Source organism: Microcoleus sp. S36a_B3, assembly GCF_036700745.1.
In the GTDB taxonomy this organism is placed as follows: domain Bacteria; phylum Cyanobacteriota; class Cyanobacteriia; order Cyanobacteriales; family Microcoleaceae; genus Microcoleus.
On sequence record NZ_JAUBPN010000018.1, the window covers coordinates 15,239 to 32,899 of the forward strand.

Below are 17,661 nucleotides of genomic sequence, written 5' to 3' on the forward strand. Positions count from 1 at the left end.
TGAATATCAAGATTTGTCAACCTATGATCTAAAGTCAAAAATATAGTATCTAAAATCCAATGATTAAGTTGGCAGCACGAGTGGGTGAGGTTTCTCCTTCTATAACCTTGGCGATCGCCGCTAAGGCTAAAGCCATGAAGGCCGAAGGAATTGATGTCTGTAGTTTGAGTACGGGAGAACCCGACTTTGATACGCCCGAACATATTAAAGCAGCGGCAAAACAAGCTTTAGACGCGGGGAAGACTAAGTATGGCCCTGTGGCTGGGGAACCGCAGTTAAAGGCTGCGATCGCGCGCAAACTCCGGGAGGACAACAATCTCAACTATCAACCGGAAAATATCATTGTCACCAACGGCGGCAAGCATTCCCTCTACAATCTGATGATGGCTCTGATTGAGTTTGGAGACGAAGTAATTATTCCGGCTCCCTACTGGGTGAGTTATCCAGAAATGGTCAAACTCGCCAGTGGCACACCCGTAATTGTACCGACAGATGCTTCGACAGCATATAAAATTACACCGGAACAACTCAACCGAGCGATTACTCCTAAAACCAAGTTATTTGTGCTGAATTCGCCTTGTAACCCGACGGGAATGGTGTACTCTCCAGCGGAAATCAAAGCCTTGGCCGAGGTGATAGTCGATCGAGATATTTTAGTCGTTTCTGACGAGATTTACGAAAAAATTATATATGACGGCGCTCAACACGTCAGCATCGGTTCCGTGGGTAAAGAAATCTTCGATCGCACGATCGTTAGCAGCGGTTTTGCCAAAGGTTACTCGATGACAGGCTGGCGCATTGGCTATTTAGCCGGGCCAGTCGAACTAATCAACGCCGCGGGTACCATTCAAGGTCACAGTACCTCAAACGTGTGTACCTTTGCACAGTACGGCGCGATCGCAGCATTGGAAAGCAGCCAAGAGTCTGTCGAAAAAATGCGACTAGCTTTTGCCGATCGGCGTAAAGTAATATTTGAATTGCTCGATGCCATCCCCGGAATTAGCTGCATCAAACCAGACGGTGCTTTCTATATGTTTGTCAACATCAGCAAAACGGGAATGACTTCTCTAGAATTTTCCGACGCTTTCCTAGAACAGCAACAAGTAGCAGTTATTCCTGGGATTGCATTTGGTGCAGACGACCACATTCGTTTATCTTACGCCACCGATTTAGACACAATTAAAAAAGCTGTAGAAAGGCTCGATAAATTTGTCGGAAGCATCTAAAAATTAGTCATTAGTCCTCAGTCATTAGTCATTTGCTACTAATGACTGTTGACTGTTGACTGTTGACTGTTGACTGTTAGCTGTTAGTTGTTAGTTGTTAGTTGTTATTTGTTAGTTGTTATTGGGAATTGAGAATTGAAAATTGGGAATTCGTAGCAAGTAACCAATAACTAATAACCAATAACTAATAACCAATAACCAATAACTAATAACCAACAACTACTGACAACTGACAACCAACAACCAATAACCAACAACCGATAACCAATAACCAATAACCAATAACCAATAACTACTGACAACTGACTAAAGCTGCTTCGTCATAATTTCCTTGAGCAAATCGAGTCCTTTCTTAACTCGCCGAGAAACTGTTACCGCACTGATACCCAAGCGTTCGGCGGTTTCCTTCTGAGTCAAATCGTAGAGAAAAACAAACTCCAATATCTCGCGAGTCCGTTGTTCCAACATCGCCAAAGCTTGCTGTACGCGAATTCGATCCTCTTGGGCCAACTGAAAACTCCGATACTTGCTATCGGGCATCAATTCGCCCAGACTTGTCGCACCCTCATCTTCATCCTGCATCGGCGCGTCCAAACTCAGAGGCGATCGGTTGAGGTGGGCTAACTTAATTTCTCGCCATTCTTCAACAGAAACCTCAAGCACTGCTGCTACTTCTGCATCCGTAGGTTTGCGGTTGAACTGCACCTGCAAATCCTTGATTGCTGCGACAGACTTGCGTTCCAGGGACTGCCAGTGGCGGGGAAATCGCACCGAAGGGCTTTTGTCTCGCAAGTAGTGTTGAATTTCGCCCCGAATGTAGGGAATTGCAAAGGAACTAAAAGCGTGTCCCCTCGACAGATCGAATCGCTCGATCGCCCTAATCAACCCTATACACCCGACTTGCTGCAAATCGTCGTAGCTTTCACCGCACTGGTTTAGCCAGTGGTAAACTTCTTTTCTCACCAGTCCAATATTCAGTTGAACTAACTGATTGCGGACTTCATTCGAGCCAGAATCTTGGTACTCGCGCAACAATTGAAAATTTTCGTTTTTTAGCTCGTTCGGGGCTGTGGTAGACATGGCGGCATAAGGGTTGGTAGAGCAGAGGACTGATGTTGCTTTATATCTAGTTTCCAATCTAGCTTAACAAAAAATATTTATAGGTGGTGTAATCCTAGCACTTAATCGTTGTGACAGCGAACACGCGAGTTTGATTTTGGGAAGACGCAGGGATTTGAACTGATTATCCCAAGGTAGGAATTCAAATTTAACGGGAATTTTTTCACACCGCATTATAAGCTGAAAACGGTTTAAAAGCAATACTTTAAATAATTAAAAATCGTCTCTTAATAAATTGCAACTCAATCATAGTTTAATCATAAATTTATTCATTAGTCAACAGTCTTCAGTGATCTTGCTAAAGACTGTTGGCTAATGAAGAGCGAGCAGTAGCTTGAGGCCAAAAAACTGCTCTAGTTCGTTGGCGAAGCCCTCGCAGAGGATCGATCCAAAAAGCCAATTTTACGAAACAGAAGGCTCGATGCGAGCGTAAAATAAACCGCGAATTTTCACATCCAAAGCAGGTCTAGCTCCCAAATCAGTATCAGAAGTCTGCAAGCTTTCAAAAATCCCGCCTATTTCGCCAGTGGCGCTGTTGACTTTTGCAACTTGGAGAGAAATTTTGCCCGCCTTTGTGTTGGTGTCAGCCAACTTCACATTAGAGCGTTTGAGTTTGGAGTTGTCAGTAGCCGGAAGCGCTACAGCATGGTCGTAACCAGAGGCTACCCCGCGAGCTTTAGGGTCTAAAAAGGTACCGCTACGGTAAGAAGGAACGTTAAAATTTCCTCGCAAATCGGTGGAAGTATTGATAGCAACCACTCCTGGCTCGGAACTGGCTACCAGTTCTTTAATAGTGAACAAGAAAGGTACTTGCTCTCCGCCCGGTAACAGAATCGTAATTGCTTGAAAGTCCAAGCCATCTTCTTCTGTAAAAGTCAGAGTCCCATCCTTACCAACATCTAGCGTACCTTGAACTTGGTCAATGCTCGACGTGAACCGAGTCAGCACTTTACCAGGCACAAATTCTGCCTCTTGGCGTTTGTTTGCTGGTTCTTCCTTCACAAAATAAGTTGTGGGCTGCAAACACATACCAGTCAGTTTATAGGTTGCGCCCGCTTCAATAGGGATAGATCCGCGAGAAGTTTCTGCCAAACTAGGGCAGTTATTTGCCAATCCAGTACCTCTGATCTGGTCGTAGGTGAGTAACTCGGTAGTCGCCACCGTTGTATCAGGAGCCGAAGAACAAGCAACCAGCGCACTCATGCAAAATGCTAAAAGTGCAACAATTAAAGCACGATATTTCATTGCCAACCTCAATCTCCAACATCGGATTATATTAAGAAAAAGCCCTATTTCGAGCAAAATACAATTGCTCACGGGCAGGCCCTGCCCGTGCAACCATCCGAAAGCCATCACCGAGTTTGACTCAAACAGTCGAGCTAGCTACTGCGGTGAAATTAAGCCTTGACTTAGGATTTCTCAAAATTTTCGGATCGTCGCCCAATACACATGGTACGACGGGTTGTGCTCTTTTCCTGACTTGAGTTGCAAATTAATATTGCTTAGGTCAACCTACTTAAGTTACGTTGCTCCTAGCCCCGAATGCCGATCGCCACTAGCTCGATTAGTCGGTTGACACCAGTGGCCCCGGAAAAACGCCTTGTAGATTTCAAAGGAAGCAGCAGTATGGACAACGGCAAAAATTTAGAGTCAGAAAAGTTGCAGTCTCAACTGCAATCGTTGACACAGGCGATTCGGACTTTAGCCGAAAGTTGTCAGGGAGACAGCGTACTGCTTTTGGCTTTGCTGCGAGCTTTAGAAGCTTCGCACCAGGAAATTCGGGACGGTTTGTTTCAAGCGTCTTTTCCCGACAACCGCCAAGCAATGTACAAACTGATCAGGAATATTGAAGCCAATGGCGGCTGGCCTTACATCCAGCGCATGAAACTTCGATCGCTCTTGGGGTACAGCAAACAATTATCTCCCCTAGAATACGATCCCGCCGAGCATGAAAACGACTCGGCCGAGACTGAGCAAGACCTTAAATAGCCTGAGCGATCAGTTATGAGTTATGAGTTTTGAGTTGGTGAGTTTGACATTAACTCAAAACTCATAACTGAGCTGCCCTCGCGCCCCTAGAACCCGAAAGGTGTAGGAGGTACGGGTGTCGGACTCGGCAGCATCGAAGGAAAAATCTGCGTCTGGCCAGGCATTGGCAACAGCCCGGGAGTAGGAGTCGGGGCGATCGAACTAATTGACACCATCGAATCAGGCGCCGTAATAGTCGGCGCAGTCGGAATCCTCGAAGCAGTCGGAGTTGTCACCGGAGTTGGAGTTGTCGCCGGAGTTGGAGTTGTCGCCGGAGTTGGAGTTGTCGCCGGAGTCGGAGTTGTCGCCGGAGTCGGAGTTGTCGCCGGAGTCGGAGTTGTCGCCGGAGTCGGAGTTGTCTCTGGAGTCGGAGTCGGAGTCGCAGTTGTCGGAGTCGGAGTTCCTATCGTAGTCGTAGTCGTAGTCGTAGTCGTAGTCGTAGTAGTCGGCCTGGGGCTAGACGTCGCGCTCACAGAGATAAAATCATTGGCATCAATCAGCGCCGATGGAGTGTCTACCAAAATTGCTAAAAGCTTGCCGTCGATCGTAATTACAGTATCTCGGAGATTTGCGCCGTTACCTTGGCTCACTTGCAGTTGACTGAAAGATAAACTGCTCGGCAGTCCAAAGAAATCCTCTGCCTCATTGTAATCAGTAATTAAAACCAAACTTCCAGGGCCCGCTCCCAATCCAAAGACATCGCTGCCGCTACCGCCAGTCAGAGTATCCGAACCCTCACCTCCGATCAGAGAATCATTACCCTCTGCCCCAAATAAATTGTCATTACCGAAACTGCCCAAAATTGTATCGTCACCGAGACCACCGGCCAAGGAATCATCGCCAAAACCGCCGTCTAGAACATCATTACCTTTGCCACCGAAGAGGAAGTCGTTGCCTTCATCTCCCATTACCGAGTCATCGCCTAAATCGCCGCGAAGCGTATCGGAACCGCTGCCGCCAAAAACCGTATCGTCAGCCTTCCCCCCGAATATTTGGTCGTTGCCGGAGTCACCGAAGAGCGAATCAGTGCCGTCATTACCATACAAAGTGTCGTCGCCGTCGGCACCGAGGAGATAGTCGTTGCCGTCACCGCCAAACAGTTGATCTCCGCCGCTACCGCCGTTGAGAGAATCATTCCCCGAATCTCCGTAGAGAAAATCGTCATCAGCATTCCCGAACACCGAATCGTCGCCGTCACCCCCCACCAGGCTGTCATTGCCAGTACCGCCGGCAATCACATCAAAGCCCGCGTTGCCGCGAATCACGTCGTCGCCGGCATCTCCGAATACAGTGTCTAACCCGTCGTTGCCTTCGAGGACGTCGTTGCCCAAACCGCCGAGAATTGAGTCGTCGCCGTTTCCGCCTAAAGCAAAATCGCGGCCTTGGTTGCCAATGAGTTCGTCATTTCCTTCGCCCCCAAACAGCGAATCTGCTCCGTCGCCTCCGAGCAGTTGGTCGTTGCCCGCGTCCCCTTCTAGGGTGTCATCTCCTCCCGCACCCAGGAGCGTGTCATCGCCATCTAAAGCACGAATTCGATCGCCCTGCGGAGTTCCTAAAATAAAGTCGTTGCTGTCTGTGCCGATCAGGTTTGCCATAGGGGATACACCGCTCCTTAATCAAATCAATTGTTTTAAAGTATGTCAATCGCCTTCATGACAAGGCATTGCTGCTTGCCTACGTTAGCATAGTTGAGATTTGGGCCATCTTGCCTAGGAGTGGGGGAGATGGCTGCGAGTGTCTTGATGGGCGATCGACAAATAGGTTCGTAGCGCGGACTAAAGTCCGCGCTACGAACCTAATTTTATTAAATGACGAAGGGCTGCAATTTTTGTTCGCTAATAGGTAAAACTATCACAAATTCAGTTCCCTCTCCCTGATGGGAATTCACCTCAATTGTACCGCCGTGGGTTTCGACTACAATCTGGCGGGCGATCGCCAATCCCAATCCCGTCCCCTTGCCCACAGCTTTTGTAGTAAATAAATGGTCAAATATCTTTTGTTTTAACTCTTCATTCATTCCCTTGCCATTATCAGCAATGGTAATTTTTACAAAATTATCGACAGTTGAAGTAGTGACATTAATTCGATTTTTATTTGCTTTGATTGAATGAAAGCCTTGTCCAATATTTGACTCATCTAATGCGTCAATAGCATTAGCTAAAATATTCATAAATACCTGGTTTAGCTGTCCGGAAAAACACTCGACTTGAGGTAAATCGCCATAGTTGGTAATCACTTCAATGGCGGGACGTTGGTTATTAGCTTTCAGACGATGTTTGAGAATCAAAATCGTGCTGTCAATGCCTTCGTGAATATTAAAAATAACTTTATAATCGCGATCCGCACGGGAAAATGTTCGTAGTGAAGTGCTAATCTTACTTAACCTTTCGCACGCGACAGACATGGCATCAATGACTTTTGGCAAATCTTCCAAGCTATAATTCAAGTCAATTTCTTCGGCATGAACGATAATTTTTTCAGGTGGATCTGTGAGCGTTTCTTGATAGAGTTTTAAGTGTTCAACAATGTCATTAAATGTTGGTTTTGCTTGGTGGAGACTAGCAGAAATAAAACCCAAAGGATTATTCATTTCGTGAGCCACCCCAGCCATAAGATTACCCAATGCAGACATTTTTTCACTTTGAACTATTTGTAATTGAGCGTTTTGTAACTCGGTTAGCGCTTGTTCTAAATCTTGCGTTTTTTGCTGCACAGCAAGTTCTGCTCGCTTGCGATCGCTAATATCAATTACCACTCCATCCCATAAGATTGCACCATCTGCTTGGCGCGCTGGCCTAGCAGCAGAGAAAACCCATTTTACGATTCCTGAAGGCACAATAATACGCCATTGTTGCTCAAATGGTGTTAGATTTTGGGCAGAGTAGATCATTGCTTGTGTAATAGTTAGGTCATCATCAGGATGATGCATAGCGTTAAGGCTATGTACACCTGCCATCACTAACTCTGGTGCTAACTCATATAAGTCGAAACAGCCAGAGCTGACATAAGGTGTTGAAATTGAACCGTCAGCCCCCAGACGTAATTGGTACACCGTACCAGGAATATTATTTGCTAAATTTTGAAAACGGATTTCACTAGCCTGCAATTGTGTTAGAGATTGTGTTAACTGTTGTGCATATTTTTGAGAATTTTGATAGAGTCGCGCATTTTCTAGAGAAATTGCAGCTTGAGCGCAAAGTAAATTCAGCAGTTCGACGCGATCGCTCGTGAAAGCACCCTTTGCTAAATTATTTTCTAGATATAAAATGCCCATCAACTTCCCTTGATACAAAATCGGGCTGCACAAAATACTCTTCGGCTGCTGGCGCATGATATAAGGGTCATTGGCTAAAGTCAGATCGGTACTCGCATCAACTATTACGGTAGTCTGCCTGTTGTGCTTGACTTTGTAAATCAGCTTCAGAGGAATTCCCTCACTCTCTTCAATGGGAAGGCGCTGCAACACGACTGGCTCTGTCCCCAGGGTAATCGAGCCTTTAATCAACAGGCGATCGTCTAGCAACAGCATTAACACGCATTTATCGGCTCCCGCATTTTCGATGATAATGGAAAGCAACGATGAAAGGAGTTTTTCGAGTTCGATTTCGCCTGAGATAGCTTGGGAAGCTTTGAGAACCGCAGCTAAATCTAAAGCCACATAAGCACTGCTACTAGAAATAGCGGAACTGGTGGATGTCACAGTCCCCAAGGCGAAGATAGTTTCGTTAGTGCAAAGAGCAGAACGAGTTGGCTGTAATACGGGAGCAAGTAATTGCGGATAGCGTTTTTCTAAATCAGCGACTTTGGCTTTTGCACCCCAACGAGCATAAGCATAGTAAGCTTCAATCGCGTATTCTTGCGCGATGCGCTGTTTATTCCATTGCAAGTAAAACTTGGCTGCCAATTCATTGGCGAGAGCTTCTTCGTTGATAAATTGATGTTCTTGAGCAAGATTTATGGCTCGGTCATAACACTCGCTGGCTGCGATTTTTTCACCCAAAACTCGATAACGTTCAGCCTCCACTAGATACCATTTATGCAAGTGGTTCATCGGGGCATGGTGCGACCATTGGTGCAGAATCGTTTGATGGGTGGCAGCACCAGCAAGCAGTTCGGCTTGCTCCGGTTCTGGTTGGGTAGGGAAGAGTGCTAGATGAGTTAGCGCGGCATAAAAATGGAAAATAGGAACAAAAATCGATCCCGATACTGCCATTAAACACAGCTTGGCTTGGGCAATATAGTTGCGTGCATCTGTATAATTACCAAAATAGTAAGCAAGCAGCAGTTTGTAGATATAGGCTTGCGCCATCGCTGTTAAATCGTTATCTTGCTGGTGCTTAGTTAGCATCAACGTTTCATTATAGGCATTGCCGATCAAGCAATATGGTTGACTGACTAATTCAATCAAGTTTTCTGCTGTTTGTTTTCCTAAATTCACATATACTCGAGCCGATTCTTGTTTCACCTGAGCCAATGCCACACTATAATCAGCCATGTCTTCAATAAAACTATTCAGTTCTTCACCGCTAAAAAATCGGCCATTACTGTGACCACCGAGAGCAAAACCAGCGTGTAAAAAATCTCCAGTTTCTACGCCAGCCTGGTAAGCTGTTTTTAGAGTCGGGATCGTAGCATCCAACCGCTCTTGGTAATGTTGAATAAAGCAACCAAATAGAGACATCACGCTGGATTTAATCTTTTGTATATTAAATTTTTCCAGTAAACTTAGAGCCAATTTACCAAAAGCATAGCCTGCGGAAGGATCTTCCAAGAAAGCACACAATACCATGCCATGAATACCATACCCAGTTGTTGATGCCACGGTATTCCCCGATCGAAGGGATAAATTCACCATCATCGAACTCAGCAAGGGCAATAGACCGGGCATTCCTTGAATAATTGGTGAAAACAACATTGCCATCAATTCCATTGCAGCCTGAGCGTTAGGATCTGTCATTAATGGCAGATCGCTCAAGTCTTCAATTTGTCTACCTTCGAGTTGGGTAGCAAGGCTTTGTAGCATTCTGCTAGTCTGGGATGGATCGGGTTCTGCAGGCAGTTCAACCCCCAATTGCTCCAATGCTTGTCTGCCAATAGCGATCGCCTCCAGCACATTACTTTGTAAAACTTGCGCTGCAATTTGAATTTGATAAATTTTTATTTTATCTAAAATCGTTTTAGCCGATCGCAACACGATTGTTGCTATCTGTTCCATGCCCTCAAAGTCACTATTCAAATAACTAGCTTCAGCCGCCGCAATATGGAGGTTTAAAGCTAATTCATACTGGCTGTGCCAACAGTTTGTTTGTAGTAGCTCGATTCCTATTTGGAAATATGTCCTTGCTGCCGCGTATGCTGTAGAATGTATCGCCTTACCTCCAGCTTTTAAATTTAATTCAGCTAATCTTTCTTGTTCTTTCGGTTCAGTAATTAACTTAATTCCTTTGTTACAATGCTCCACAATATCAAACAGTTTTTCATCTTGTTCTATTTCTGATAAATTTTCTCGAAGTAACTGTCCAATTTTGAGATGAGTTGCTTGTTTTTGATAGTCTGGAATCAAAGAATAAGCCGCTTGTTGTACTTGGTCATGTAAAAATTTGTAGGTAGCTGTCATTTGTACTCGGTCATTGGTCATTTGTTGTTCTTCGTTTACAAATGACCAATGACTATTTACTAATGACTCTTGTTGATAAAATTTATAAACATCACTACTCGGTAAAATCAATCCTTCTTCTAATGCTTTCCACAACTCAGTAGCAGTTTCTATTTCTGAATGTTCCGAAACAATTGCCAAAATAGCTAAATCAAATTGATTGCCAATACAAGCTGCTAATTTTAATACATTTTGAGTCGATCGCGGCAATTTTTGTAATTGCAATGCCATAAAGGTCACTACATCATCTGTAAGTGCCTGCTGATTCACTTGGGCAATATCGCATTGCCAACAGCCTAAATCAAAATTAAATTGAATGAGATTTTCTTGATGTAATGCTTTGAGAAACTGGGTGGTAAAAAACGGATTTCCTTGAGTTTTTTGATAGATCAATTGAGAAAGATTTACTGCTAAATTTCCCGGACATTTCAGCGTGTCTGCAACGAATTGATTTACGGTTACTTGGCTCAGGGGCGCTAAAGTAATTGTATGAATCGTTGCTTGTTTTTTTTGCATCTCGCCCAAAGTCAGCATCAATGGATGTCCTGGGTTGACTTCGTTATCGCGGTATGCACCAATTAATAAAAGATAACCCGTATCAGCCATTAAAAGCTGCATTAAGTTCAGCGATGCCAAATCTGCCCATTGCAAATCGTCTAAAAACATCACTAAGGGATGTTCGGCGCTGGTAAAAACTTGGGTAAATTTTTGAAACAATAAATTAAATCGATTTTGTGCCGCCGTTCCTGATAATTCTGGTGGGGGTGGTTGTTGACCGATAATTATCTCTAGTTCGGGAATGACTTCAATAATTACTTGTCCATTTTCTCCCAGTGCTGATAATATTTGGGTTTTCCATTGTTGAATTTGTGCATCGCTTTCGGTTAACAACTGTCCCATTAAATCCCGAAAGGCTTGGACAAAAGCACTGAAAGGAATATTCCGTTGAAATTGGTCATATTTCCCTTTGACGAAGTAGCCGCTCCACTGAACGATCGGCTTATGCACTTCATTGATAACGGCAGTTTTGCCAATGCCGGAGAAACCGGCCACCAGCATCAGTTGAGACCCACCATTGGCCACATAACCAAAGGCTTCCAGTAATGTCTGCACTTCCTTTTCTCGTCCGTAGAGTTTGTCGGGGATGATGAAGCGATCGCTAATATCGCGCTGTCCCAAATCAAACCAGGTGTGCTTGCCTGTTTCTTGCCACTGTTCTAAGCAGGTAACAAGGTCATGTTTTAGTCCCAATGCACTCTGATAGCGGTCTTCGGCATTTTTCGCCATCAGCTTGCGAATAATTTCTCCGAGCATTAAGGGAATCTGTGGATTTAAATCACAGACACAAGGGGTTTCTTTAGCAATATGGCAATGCACTAATTCCATCGGCTCGTTTGATTGAAACGGTAACTCTCCCGTCAGTAATTCATATAAAGTCACGCCCAAGGAATAGAAGTCTGTGCGGTAGTCAATTCCCCGATTCATTCGGCCTGTTTGTTCTGGAGAAATATAAGCCAGTGTTCCTTCTAAGACATTGGGATTCATCAGTGTTTGCGTTTCTCTTGGGAGTAAAGAGGCGATACTAAAGTCGATTAATTTGACTTCTTTGGTTTCGGGATTAATTAAGATATTGGCGGGTTTAATATCTTTATGAATAATCCGCTCTTGGTAGAGTACATCTAAGGTATCGCACAGGGTTCTGGCTATAACTAAAAAATCTTCTAGAGATTGTATGTATCCTAGGGCTCTCCATTCCTTGAGAGAAATCCCGCCAAAGTCTTCCATGACTAAGGCATAGCCATTTTGGTACGGTTCTAGGCTGTACGTTTGGACGATTAATCTTGAGTTGAGATTTTTCGCAATAGTGTATTGATTGCGAAATGACACCAGTTCGCTGAAACTGGGATAGGGATTTTTCAGTAGTTTGATAACAACAGGTAATCGGTCATCGCTACGGATAGCTCGATAAACTAAAGTCCGACTGCCTGAATAAAGGGTTTCGATAATTTGATAGTTGGGAATTTGACAATTTGTGTTTAGGTTAGGTTTTTTAGGGGAGTTATTCATTGCTATTGTTGACGTAAAGTTCGTGTTTTGTTGGTAAAATGAGTCTGAGATACAGGGGGAAAATTATTTTTTTGCTCTACTTAAGTTGGTAAGGTGATGATAAATTCTGTTCCCGCTCCTAGTCGAGAATTGACGTGAATTGAACCACCGTGTTTTTCTACCACAATTTGACGGGCGATCGCTAATCCCAATCCCGTGCCTTTTCCCACAGCTTTGGTCGTAAATAAATGGTCAAATATTTTGCCTTTAACTTCCTCCCTCATGCCCTTTCCATTATCAAAAATGGCAATTTTTACCCCTTGATTTTCCCGGACAGTTGTAATGGTAATGCAGTTAGGATTGGCTTTGATTTCGGCAAAAACCCGACCGATATTGGCTTCTTCTAAGGCATCAATGGCATTGGCCAGAATATTCATAAATACCTGATTTAATTGCCCAGGGAAGCATTCGAGCGCCGGAATATTGCCGTAGTCTTTGACGACTTCAATAGCGGGTCGCTGATCGTTGGCTTTCAATCGATATTTGAGAATTAAGAGCGTGCTGTCGATACCCTCGTGGATATTGAAGGGCACTTTGTAGTCTTTGTCAGCCCGAGAAAAGGTGCGGAGTGAAGTGCTGATATCTTTGATGCGATCGCATCCCAGTTGCATCGAGTCGATGATTTTGGGCAGGTCTTCTATGATATAGTCTAAATCGATATCTTCGGCATGGTCGGCAATCTCTATTTCCGGGGCGCGAGATCGATAGAGATTGAGATGTTCGGTTAAGTCTTGAACTGTGCGTTTGGCTTCATTCAAATTGCCAGCAATAAAGCCAACGGGGTTATTAATTTCATGAGCCACGCCAGCAACTAAATTACCCAAAGCCGACATCTTTTCGCTTTGAATCATTTGCAATTGGGTTTGCTGCAAGTCATATAAGGCTTGCTCTAGCTGCTGAGCATTGGTTTGTGACTGCTCATAAAGTTGGGCATTTTCTAGGGAAATGGCAGCTTGAGCGCATAGCAAATTTAGCAGTTCCACGCGATCGCTCGTAAACGCCCCCGTTACTAAAGTATTTTCTAGATATAAAATGCCCAACAACTTGCCCTGATGCAAAATCGGGCTGCACAAGATACTAGAAGGCTGCTGACGAATAATATACGGGTCATTAGCTAAAGTCGGATCGGCACTAGCATCAATCAGCACAGCAGTTCGCCGCTCGTGCTTGACTTTGTAAATTAGTTTGTGGGGAATGTCTTGGCACTCTTCAATGGGAAGGCGTTGCAATACGACTGGTTCCGTTCCCACAGTAATTGACCCTTTAATCAGTAGGCGCGAGTCTCGCAAGAGCATTAACACGCATTTATTGGCTCCCGCATTTTCGATGAGGATCGAAAGCAACGATGAAAGCAGTTTTTCAAATTCGATTTCACCTGAAATAGTTTGATAAGCTTTGAGAATTGCAGCTAAATCTAAAGCGACAGAGACACTGCTACTGCTAGAAGTTGCTCCAATTGTGGAAGTGAGACTTCCCAAGGCGAAGATGGTTTCATTAGTGGAGAGGGGAGAACGGGTTTGCTGTAATATGGGAGCCAGCAGTTGCCGATAGCGCCTTTCCAAGTCGGCAACTTTAGCTTTAGCACCCCAGCGAGCATAGCCGTAGTAGGCTTGGGTGATGTATTCTTGGGCAATGCGCTCTTTGCCCCAGTCGAGGTAGAACTTTGCCGCCAGTTCGTTAGCAGGTGCTTCTTCTTGGATATAACCGTTTTCTTTGGCTCCTGAAATGGCACGATCGTACAAGTCCATCGCTGAGGCTTTTTCACCTAACACTCGACATTTTTCTGCCTCCACTAAATGCCACTTGTGCAAGAAGTTCATCGGTGCATGGTGCGCTCGCTTCTGCAACGAAGTCTGATTCTCTGCTACCCGTTGCAAGCGATCGGTCAAATCAGAATCCCCACTACAATCTCCAGTTAAAGCAGCAAGAGAATCATAGAAGTAAAAGATTGGCACCGTAACAATACCTGCCCCTGCTGCTAAATACTGTCTGCCCTCAGTCGCAATCTCTGACAGGGATTGCGCCGTTTCACCAAACAGGTAGCCAAGAATCAGTTTATGCAGATAGAAGAAATGAAGCCCCTGCAGATCGTTCGCTGCCAACAACTGGGGTAGGAACTGCGCCTCGTCGCACATATCGCCCACCAAAAGCTGGGAATTGTGAGCATTGCCCAACAGTTTTAAAACCGCCTGTCTGAGTATTTGAAAGCAGTTAAACGTCTGAACCTGCTTGAGATTCTTCGGCATCTGACTGTAGACGTGGATATCTCGCTCCAGCGTTAAGAGTTCCTGACCGCTGAAGTAGGCATCTTTGCAGCTATGAAATGCGCCATAACCCGCAAATTCCAAATCTCCGGTATCTAATCCAATTTGGTAGCTTTCCCGTAGAACTGGCACTGACATTTGCAAATGAGTAGTTCCATGCAGAACAAATGCCCCCAATATGACGCGGATTCTACATTCAACCTCCTTGGCATTGAGTTTTTCGATTACCGCTAACGCTAGCTTGCCAGCCCGCTCTGCCGCTTCCATGTCTTCTAAAATGCCATTCAAGAGCAGGCCATAGCTGACATAAAAGAAGGCAGAGAACGGTGCGTTGCCATGTTGAATCGAGGCATTTACCTGCGAAAAAATCAGTAATGGATATAACAAAGGATTTGTATTATAAATGCCTGGTGCAGCGCTGGCGGCAATTCTCATCGCTGCCAGGGGTTCAGATGCCGTCATGGGGGGCAGGTTTAATAACTCCTCGATCGGTCTACCTGCCAACAGGTTCACCGTATGCTCAAATCCCCTCTGAATATCTTCCTGAGTAGGACAATCGGGTAATTGAATACCCAATTGACTTAGCACTTGTTTCGCCAAGGCGAGCGCATCCAAGAATTGATGCTGGAATATATGGTTTTGAATCTTTATCTCGTAGATTTTCACCCGATCGAGTAGTGTTTTGGCTTGCTGTAATACTATCTGAACCCAATGTTCCATTTGCTCACGTTCTCCAGCCAGAAAGGCATTTTCAGCCGCCAATTCATGCAACATTAGAGCCAATTCGTATTGACTTTGCCAGCAATCGGGCTTTAGCAGCGTGATTCCCGTAGTTGCGTAGGTCATAGCAGACTGATATGCGGTTGCAGACCTGGCTCTTTTGGCAGCGAGTCCGTTTAAGTGGGCAATTTTCTCTCGTTCTGCGGGTCGGGCGACCAATTTCAATCCCCTGTTCAGGTGATTGACTATATCAAATAGTTTGTTGTTCTGTTCTATGTCCGATGTACGATCGAGCAGCAGTTGACCTATTTGCAGATGGATCGAGGCTTTCTGGTCATCGGGAATCAGGGAATAGGCGGCTTGTTGTACTCGATCGTGTAAAAATTTGTAGGGTACGGCAATCTCTTGTGCTGATGTTTCTATATCAGCAGCTTGGAAGAACTTGTAGGTTTCGGTAATTGGTAAAATCAAACCTTCCTGTAAGGCTTTCCATAACGCCGTCGCTACGTCTATCTGGGATTGTTCTGAAACAATTGCCAGGGTATTCAAATCAAACTGCGCCCCGATGCAAGCTGCCAGTTTGAGAACCGTTTGGGTTTCTAGTGGCAATTTCAAAAGTTGCACAGCTACGAACTCTACGACATCATTGGTGAGCGAGAGCGATCGCACCTGGGCAATGTCGCACTGCCAATAGTTACCCTCAAAGTTAAAGGTAATTAATCCATCTTCATGCAATGCTTTGAGAAATTGTGTGGTGAAAAAGGGATTACCTTTTGTCTTGCCAATTGCCAGATCTGTCAACGGCAATGCCAAGTTCAGAGAACAACTAAGCGTATCTGCAACTAATTCGTTTATTGATGCCCGATTCAGGGGAGCTAGCGTAATGGTATTGATGGTTGCCTTTGCTTTTTCCAGCTCTTGCAGCATCAACATTAATGGATGAGCTTCCGAAACTTCGTTATCCCGGTATGCGCCAATCAGCAAGAGATACTGACTATCAGTTTTACTCATCAGCAGGTGCATCAACTTCAGTGATGCTGAATCTGCCCACTGCAAGTCATCAATGAAGATGACTAGAGGATGTTCTTTGGTGGTAAACACCTGGATAAATTTCTCAAACAGTAAGTTGAAGCGGTTCTGGGCAGCACTGCCAGAAAGGTCGAGTACAGAAGGCTGTTTGCCAATAATGTGTTCTAGTTCGGGAATCACCTCAATAATTACTTGTCCATTTTCTCCAACTGCTTCTAATATTTGGTTTCTCCATCGCTCTAGCTGGACATCACTTTCTGTTAATAATTGCTCCATTAAATCTCGAAATGCTTGGACGAAAGCAGAGAAGGGAATATTCCGTTGAAACTGGTCGAATTTTCCTTTGATAAAATAACCGCGTTGCCGCACAATGGGTTTATGAACTTCATTAACTACCACAGTTTTCCCAATCCCAGAAAAACCAGCTACTAGCATCATTTCTGTTGTTCCGGTACTGACTCGCTCAAATGCTTGCAATAGAGTTGATACTTCGGCTTCTCGTCCATAGAGTTGGTCTGGGATCAGGAAGCGATCGCACAGATCCTTTTGAGCTATTTTAAAGCTTTCAATTTTCCCATTTTTTTGGAGTTGAGTTAAACAATTTTGTAAATCATCTTTCAATCCAGATGCACTCTGATAGCGGTCTTCCGCATTTTTTGCCATCAATTTGCTGACCAGCTTTGAGAGTAAAGAGGGGATTTTGGGGTTGATTTCATGGACTAAAGGTGCTGGTTTAGCAATATGACAATGCACCAACTCCATCGGGTCATTGGATTGAAAGGGTAACTCTCCTGTCAGTAATTCGTAGAAGGTGACACCTAAAGAATAGAAGTCTGTACGATAGTCAATTCCTCGGTTCATTCTGCCGGTTTGTTCGGGAGAAATATATGCAAGTGTCCCTTCTAACACATTGGGATTGAGCAGGGTTTGCGTTTCTCGTGGCAATAAAGACGCAATACTAAAATCGATTAATTTTACTTGCTTAGTTTCAGGATTAATTAAGATATTCGCAGGTTTAATATCTTTGTGAATTATTCGCTCGCAATAGAGTATATCTAAGGTATTGCACAGGTCGATCGCCACTGGCAAAAACTCGCTCAGAGACGGCCCAGTTTCCCCTTTTTCCATCCATTCGTTCAGAGAAATTCCCCCAAAGTCTTCCATTACCAGCGCATAGCTGTTTTGGTAGGGTTCTAAACTGTAGGTTTCGATGATTCCGGGCAAGTTGAGATTTTTGGCGATCGTGTACTGATTGCGAAATTGCACCAGTTCGCTGAAGCTGGGATACTGACTCCGCAGGACTTTGATGGCTACTGGCTGTGTGTCGCCCGTGCGGAAAGCTCGATAAACTAGGGTGCGAGTTCCTGAGTAAATGCGATCGAGAAGTTGATAACCTTTCAATGTAAAATTTATACTTGCCATACTTTTATTGTTCCCGTCCTCAGCGAGCTATTTCCACATTAGCAGAAGCCAATACAGTTTCCCAGTCCCGTGATTATTATTTTAAATCAAG

At 44.6% G+C, this 17,661-nt stretch carries 7 protein-coding genes; 2 read left to right on the forward strand and 5 right to left on the reverse strand.

Translation table 11 applies throughout. The features are described from left to right. Positions 1 to 59 precede the first annotated feature (59 nt). Positions 60 to 1,226, forward strand: coding sequence for a pyridoxal phosphate-dependent aminotransferase (locus QUA01_RS19045; RefSeq protein ID WP_333091961.1), 1,167 nt, complete (start codon positions 60 to 62; stop codon positions 1,224 to 1,226). A 306-nt stretch (positions 1,227 to 1,532) separates the two neighbouring features. Here QUA01_RS19045 and QUA01_RS19050 read toward each other — a convergent pair whose 3' ends face one another. Both QUA01_RS19050 and QUA01_RS19055 read right to left on the reverse strand, forming a co-directional pair. Beyond that, entirely contained in the window at positions 1,533 to 2,306 is a 774-nt protein-coding gene (locus tag QUA01_RS19050) for an RNA polymerase sigma factor SigF (protein ID WP_333091959.1), read from the reverse strand. 441 nt (positions 2,307 to 2,747) lie between these two features. Then, positions 2,748 to 3,590 carry a photosystem II manganese-stabilizing polypeptide gene (locus QUA01_RS19055; protein WP_333091958.1) on the reverse strand — a complete coding sequence of 281 codons (843 nt, stop codon included), beginning with the start codon at positions 3,588 to 3,590 and terminating at the stop codon, positions 2,748 to 2,750. A 297-nt stretch (positions 3,591 to 3,887) separates the two neighbouring features. Between QUA01_RS19055 and QUA01_RS19060 the strand changes: the two genes are divergently transcribed. Beyond that, a complete protein-coding gene (locus QUA01_RS19060) occupies positions 3,888 to 4,334 on the forward strand; it encodes a hypothetical protein (RefSeq protein ID WP_333091956.1) in 447 nt (148 codons plus the stop codon). 86 nt (positions 4,335 to 4,420) lie between these two features. Here QUA01_RS19060 and QUA01_RS19065 read toward each other — a convergent pair whose 3' ends face one another. The 3 genes from QUA01_RS19065 to QUA01_RS19075 form a co-directional block, all read right to left on the reverse strand. Beyond that, positions 4,421 to 5,968: a calcium-binding protein gene (locus QUA01_RS19065; protein ID WP_333091954.1), complete on the reverse strand. Its 1,548-nt coding sequence runs from the start codon at positions 5,966 to 5,968 to the stop codon at positions 4,421 to 4,423. Positions 5,969 to 6,177: 209 nt separating this feature from the next. Next, on the reverse strand, positions 6,178 to 12,096 hold the full coding sequence (locus QUA01_RS19070; protein ID WP_333091952.1) for a trifunctional serine/threonine-protein kinase/ATP-binding protein/sensor histidine kinase: 5,919 nt from the start codon (positions 12,094 to 12,096) through the stop codon (positions 6,178 to 6,180). A gap of 80 nt (positions 12,097 to 12,176) precedes the next feature. Next, the gene (locus QUA01_RS19075; RefSeq protein ID WP_333091950.1) at positions 12,177 to 17,570 is read right to left on the reverse strand and encodes a trifunctional serine/threonine-protein kinase/ATP-binding protein/sensor histidine kinase; all 5,394 of its coding nucleotides are present in this window, start codon (positions 17,568 to 17,570) and stop codon (positions 12,177 to 12,179) included. Between the last annotated feature and the right edge of the window lie 91 nt (positions 17,571 to 17,661).

Excerpts from the sequence above, each read along its gene's own strand:
- QUA01_RS19050 (WP_333091959.1), bottom strand. The coding sequence starts at position 2,306 with ATGTCTACCACAGCCCCGAACGAGCTAAAAAACGAAAATTTTCAATTG.
- QUA01_RS19065 (WP_333091954.1), bottom strand. The coding sequence starts at position 5,968 with ATGGCAAACCTGATCGGCACAGACAGCAACGACTTTATTTTAGGAACT.
- QUA01_RS19075 (WP_333091950.1), bottom strand. The coding sequence starts at position 17,570 with ATGGCAAGTATAAATTTTACATTGAAAGGTTATCAACTTCTCGATCGC.
- QUA01_RS19055 (WP_333091958.1), bottom strand. The coding sequence starts at position 3,590 with ATGAAATATCGTGCTTTAATTGTTGCACTTTTAGCATTTTGCATGAGT.
- QUA01_RS19045 (WP_333091961.1), top strand. The coding sequence starts at position 60 with ATGATTAAGTTGGCAGCACGAGTGGGTGAGGTTTCTCCTTCTATAACC.
- QUA01_RS19070 (WP_333091952.1), bottom strand. The coding sequence starts at position 12,096 with ATGAATAACTCCCCTAAAAAACCTAACCTAAACACAAATTGTCAAATT.
- QUA01_RS19060 (WP_333091956.1), top strand. The coding sequence starts at position 3,888 with ATGCCGATCGCCACTAGCTCGATTAGTCGGTTGACACCAGTGGCCCCG.